The organism is Microcoleus sp. S1D4 (genome assembly GCF_036700765.1).
GTDB lineage: Bacteria > Cyanobacteriota > Cyanobacteriia > Cyanobacteriales > Microcoleaceae > Microcoleus.
Map to the genome: position 1 here is coordinate 32,705 of NZ_JAUBPP010000037.1, position 5,290 is coordinate 37,994.

Here is a 5,290-nt window from a genome sequence, read left to right on the forward strand (position 1 = left end):
GAGTTATTCCGGGTTGAGTTATTCCGGGTTGAGTTATTCCGGGTTGAGTTATTCCGGGTTGAGTTATTCCGGGTTGATTTGTAGTGACGATCGCACTACTACCTTGAGTGTAAGAATTGATGAAAGATTGTCCCTGAGTAATTGTACCCGAAGTATTGCTGGCGATCGCCCCAGCAGTCCCGTTAACCGTCGCATCTCCCACCGCAAAAGGTATCGGCGGATTGACATCCCCGCCGCCGTGGGCGATCCTGACTGTACCCGGTTGATCGCCACCAAGCGTTGAGACACTCACAGTGCGGTTTTGGTCAAAAGTACCAGTCACTCGCACCAAACCCGGAGTTGCGATATCAACTTTAGCGCCCGGAGCATAGACCGATACAATGCTAATATCATTTTGAGCGTTAATATTGACTGCAGGATTGCGGCCGCGCCCCGAAAGATTAACATCTATTTCCCCAGTTCCGATCTGCCCTCCCGCTAAAATATCCACAATTGATGAAGCATTAATATTGCCAGTGCTGACATTTCCCCTGCTGCTAACTAAATCAACTATAACTCCCTGCAAATTTCCCGAATTTACATTTTGAGCGGCTTGCAAATTAATATTTCCTCCAGCGTTAACATCCCCAATTCTCACATTCCCACGGCTGCTAATATCAACCGCAAATCCCCTCAAATTTCCAGCATTGACATCGCCAGATCCTGTCAAAGTCACACCGTTAGCTGCGGTAACATTTGCAGTCTGAATGCTTCCAGCATTACTATTAACTGAAACATCACTTCCCTGTAAAATACCTGAATTTATATTGCCCAAAGCTGTCAAATTTACATTGCTGGTGGCGGTAGCACTGGTAACTCCAATTGTCCCCGCACGGCTGTTAATATTAACTCCCAAACCCCGCAAATCCCCTGAATTCACATTTCCCGCACTTCTTACATTGATATTTCCAGTTGACGCAGTATTGCCGATCGCAATATTTCCCCCATCACTGTTAACATCAACTGCCGCCCCCTGCAAATTCCCAGTATTTAAGTCGCTAGAAGCTCTCAAAGCAATGCTGGCGGCGGCAGCATCAATCGATGCCACATTAATATTAGTTTGCGCGTCCAGATTGACTGTGGGAATCGCAGGATTAACTGGATTTGTGGCAGGATTAACAGCGATCGCCCCCGTGTTGATTTGTTGTCCTGCTAAAATTCTGACATCTCCCGTAGTGGCGATCGTACCCGTAGCGACACTTCCGCTGCTGCTGCTAGCCCTGAGAGTAGCACCCGCGAGGTTCCCTACGGTTAAGTCGCCCGAAGCTGCCAAAGTGAGATTTTCGGTGGCTGTAATATTGACGGGTGTTGTATTCGGGACAATTGTATTCGGATCGGTCAAAACTCCCAGAGCACCTGAGTTGCTGGTAATATTAACTTGAGAACCCTGCAAATTCCCAAAATTCACATTGCCAAAAGCTGTAAAGGCGATCGCCCCAGAATTCCCAGTGTCGATCGCGCCCGTTACAATATTACCCGCAGTCGAATTCAGACTAATATTGCCGTTGATATCAGCACGAGAGATATCATTAGTCAGAATAATATTGTTAACAGCTTGAATATTAATTGTCGAACTCGACGTTAACCTGCCCCCAACTACTACTCCAGCTTCCCTGCTTTCCAGGCTAATTTGTCCGCCGTTAATATCTCTAGTTTGCACATCTCCCGTTGCCGACAAAATCACCGGCCCGGCTGCTAAAATATTTTCCACAGCAATCAAATTTCTGCTAAAAACAGGTTCCGCCGTGAAATTTGTATCCTCACCTAAACTGTCAGGAGAAACATTAACAGAATTGACCAAATTTGCCACTCCCGCCCGCAGAATCAAAGCCGGACTGCTGGTTAAAATCGCAATATCTGGGTCGGAATTCACATTTTCAGTCGGCAATGCCAAATCCGGGCCAGTAATAGTAATATTCTCACCAATAATACTCCCCCTCGCCTCTACTTTCAGCGAAACACCAGTATAATCCCCAAAGAAAACATCTCCTTCGGAACTGATGATCGGGTCAAATAAACTCACAAAATTTCCCGGCATTCCCGACAAATTCCGCACCGAAAAATTGCCTCCCGCAACAAAGTGAGAATCCCCCGAAATTGTGCCGTTGCTAACTAAACTCAAATTGCCTGCGCTTTGGAATTGCGGGGGAAGAGACAAGCCGCCAGTAGCATTTAAGGTGAGAATGTCGATCGCGCGATCGGCCCGCACCTCCAAATTCCCCCCAGCCCGCGCCAAAAACGGATTCTCCACGCTATCTCGAACCCGCACCGCATCCCCGGCCAGCAAACTCAAATCCCTCGCAGTTTGCAGCCTAGTCCCCGCTAACGTCAGATTTCCCGCAGCCCATAAATTCGCACTTCCGGCATTCAATTGATCCAGCGCAGACATATTCCCAGCAGCAATCGCCACATCCCCAGAATTCACCAGCAAACCAGAACCCACCAGCCGCACGCTACCGTCATCCGCAACCACAACACCAGTCGCCTGATTTTGCCCCGTACCTGTCAGCAACTGCGGCAAAGAAACAGGATTTAAACCTTGTGGAGAATTCCCCAAATTCCCGCCCGCTGCTATCTCCAAACTCAACAAAAGCCCCGGTTGACTGATACGCAAAACATTCTCCCCCGGAACCGCAGCAACAGTAATTTGCCCTCCCGGTGCCGACAACTGCCCCGTACTAACAACCGTACCGCCCAACAAAGATAAACTTTGCCCCGGAGTCACAGCCAAATTGCCAGCATTAACAATACTCCCCGGTTGAGTCCCCCCAAAATAAAAAGCATTGGGCGCACCAACTAACGCGCTAAAATTATTTGTACCCGCAGCATTAAACCAATTAGAACCAAAACCGACATTCGTCGCAGTAGTCGCAGTGAAAGCCGCCGGCACATTCAAACTCGCCTGCGGCCCAAACACAATCCCCGCAGGATTAATCAGAAACAGATTAGAATTGCCGCCCGTGACAGTAATTAAGCCGTTAATTAGTGAAGCGTCGCCGCCAGCAATGCGAGCTAATATATTTTGAATAGCCGAATTAGTCAGAAAATTAGCAATTTGACCTTGATTTAAGCCGAATTGGCCAAAACTGTGAAAAAGATTCGCGCCGTCTCCCGACAAACTGCCGCCGTTGATATCGTAGCGGTTGCCGGTGCGGGTAACAGCAGTCCCAGTACCGTCAGCAGCCGGGACTATTGGCTGTGCTTGCGCCAAAGTATTAAAAATTAACAAAGAAAACGGACAAATAAATAACCCGACCTTTTTAATCTTTAAGTTGACGTTTTTCATGGCAGCTACAGTTGATCGCTATTTTCCTCAATTATTACACTTGCAAACCAGTTACCTGTCAATGAAAAATTAATTCCCTCATGACAACTCCCACCATCAAAAGCTTGTACACAGACGGCGCTTGTTCCGGCAACCCCGGCCCGGGCGGCTGGGGTACAGTAGTTTGCTACGCCGACGGCAACTGTCACGAACTCGGGGGAGCAGACCCCCAAACCACCAACAACCGCATGGAAATGCAGGCTGCTGTTGCTGCGCTGGAATTTTTTGCTAATTCCGGTCAAACCGAACCAGTCACCCTTTACACGGACAGTGAATACGTTAAAAACGGCATCACCAAATGGATTCAAGGCTGGAAAAACAAAGGCTGGAAAACTTCGACGGGCAAAGAAGTTGTCAACCAAGACCTCTGGCACCTGCTAGACAAGCTGAATTCGCGACAAATCCAGTGGGAACACGTCCGGGGCCACTCCGGCAACTTCTACAACGACAGGTGCGACGAAATAGCCCGCAGCTTTTCCCACAATCTCACTCCCAAACTGCAACAGCAGAAAGCAACCGCAGGCGGGACTGGGGCGAGTACGGGGGCATCGCCGCTACACTTGCAAAACCCAATTGTTTTGGAAGAAACGGACACAACTGGTAACAAAACGATAGAATCCTATGTCATATCTTCTGACCTTCCGATCTCCAACTCTACCATGATGGATTCAACTGCCGATACCCTGGAGAACTTGCCCCGCGAGGTGAGAGTTCAGGAACTCCGCAACCTGATAGAAACTTTGCACACAGCCGACGAGGTTGCTACCAAAGGCTACTTGATTACCAGTTCTGAACTGGCTGATTTGATGGATGTAAATGCCAGCGCTGTCACCAGTCGCGGAGATAATTGGGTGTGGCGAAATTGGGTAGTTTCTCGCGTGCGGCGCGAGGGAAACCAAATTCTCTGGCAATTAGAGAGAATCGACCACGTAAGTACAACAGATTAGTCATCAGTCATCAGCCATTAGTCAGATTCTGACAAGTGCCTTTTTCCTGCTGCGATATCTAGGGTTAATTCCCCGAACTATGACGGTAGGTGCGCGCCGCGTTCCTACCGTTTCAACACATTAGAAATATTTTTATCTATAATTAAGAAAAACGAACAAATCCCGAACCAACCGTGAAAAACAAGAGTTCGATAGGTTTAATGAACTGGCTGCAACCAAAACAAGAAACCGTTTTGTTATGCGACTCAATTGCAGCAGCTTCTGACATGGCATTTATGCTCAAGGGTGAGTGGGATGGCTGCAATAGTTTGGTTCTTCCTAAATCCGACAAGGTAGCAATTGAAGCAGCCGCTAGTTTGCTGGAGGCATCGTGGTGCTACCAAAATGCTTCCGAAACAGTTTTAATTCGGTTAGCAGCGGACGAATTGCTCCGCCGTTATTCTCTGGGAGACAGATTTTTTATTAATGCCAATTTGAGATGCGCTCAATTGGGTACAGTTTGCTTGGAAAAAATTGATTTGAGTTATGCTAAATTGAATTTGGCTGACTTGGGCGGCACTAATTTAAGTCAAGCCAATTTAACATCGGCCGAGATGCCAGGAGCAAATTTGAATGGCAGTAACTTGAGTGGAGCGCAACTGGTCAGGGCTAATTTAGTTGGAGCTAATTTATCTAATGCTAATCTCCGAGGCGCAAATTTGAGTTATGCAGATTTAAGCAATGCTAATTTGAAAAATGCCGATTTAAGAGGTGCAAATTTAGGTAGATGTGACTTAAGAAAAACTTGCTTGAATGAGGCGGTGCTTGACTAAAATAAGGGGCGGGGGAGAGCAGATTATTTATGCTCCGCGTTCCCATTAAGATTCATATTTGCGATCGCGCCACTGTAGGTATCGGCAGAATTGACACTCCTCGACCTGAAGGTACGAGGATTCTTGGTTCACCGAGACCACTTAAACTAGATTCCTTGCAGTCTCTA

At 47.6% G+C, this 5,290-nt stretch carries 3 protein-coding genes; 2 read left to right on the forward strand and 1 reads right to left on the reverse strand.

The window, feature by feature from the left end; translation table 11 throughout:
• Positions 1-3,325 (reverse strand): beta strand repeat-containing protein (locus QT998_RS25780; protein ID WP_333118359.1); only part of this gene is annotated, 3,325 nt, incomplete at its 3' end.
• Positions 3,326-3,405: 80 nt separating this feature from the next.
• Here QT998_RS25780 and rnhA point away from each other — a divergent pair.
• Entirely contained in the window at positions 3,406-4,311 is a 906-nt protein-coding gene (gene rnhA / locus QT998_RS25785; protein ID WP_333118362.1) for a ribonuclease HI, read from the forward strand.
• 200 nt (positions 4,312-4,511) lie between these two features.
• A complete protein-coding gene (locus tag QT998_RS25790; protein WP_333218181.1) occupies positions 4,512-5,123 on the forward strand; it encodes a pentapeptide repeat-containing protein in 612 nt (203 codons plus the stop codon).
• The last annotated feature ends 167 nt before the right edge of the window (positions 5,124-5,290 follow it).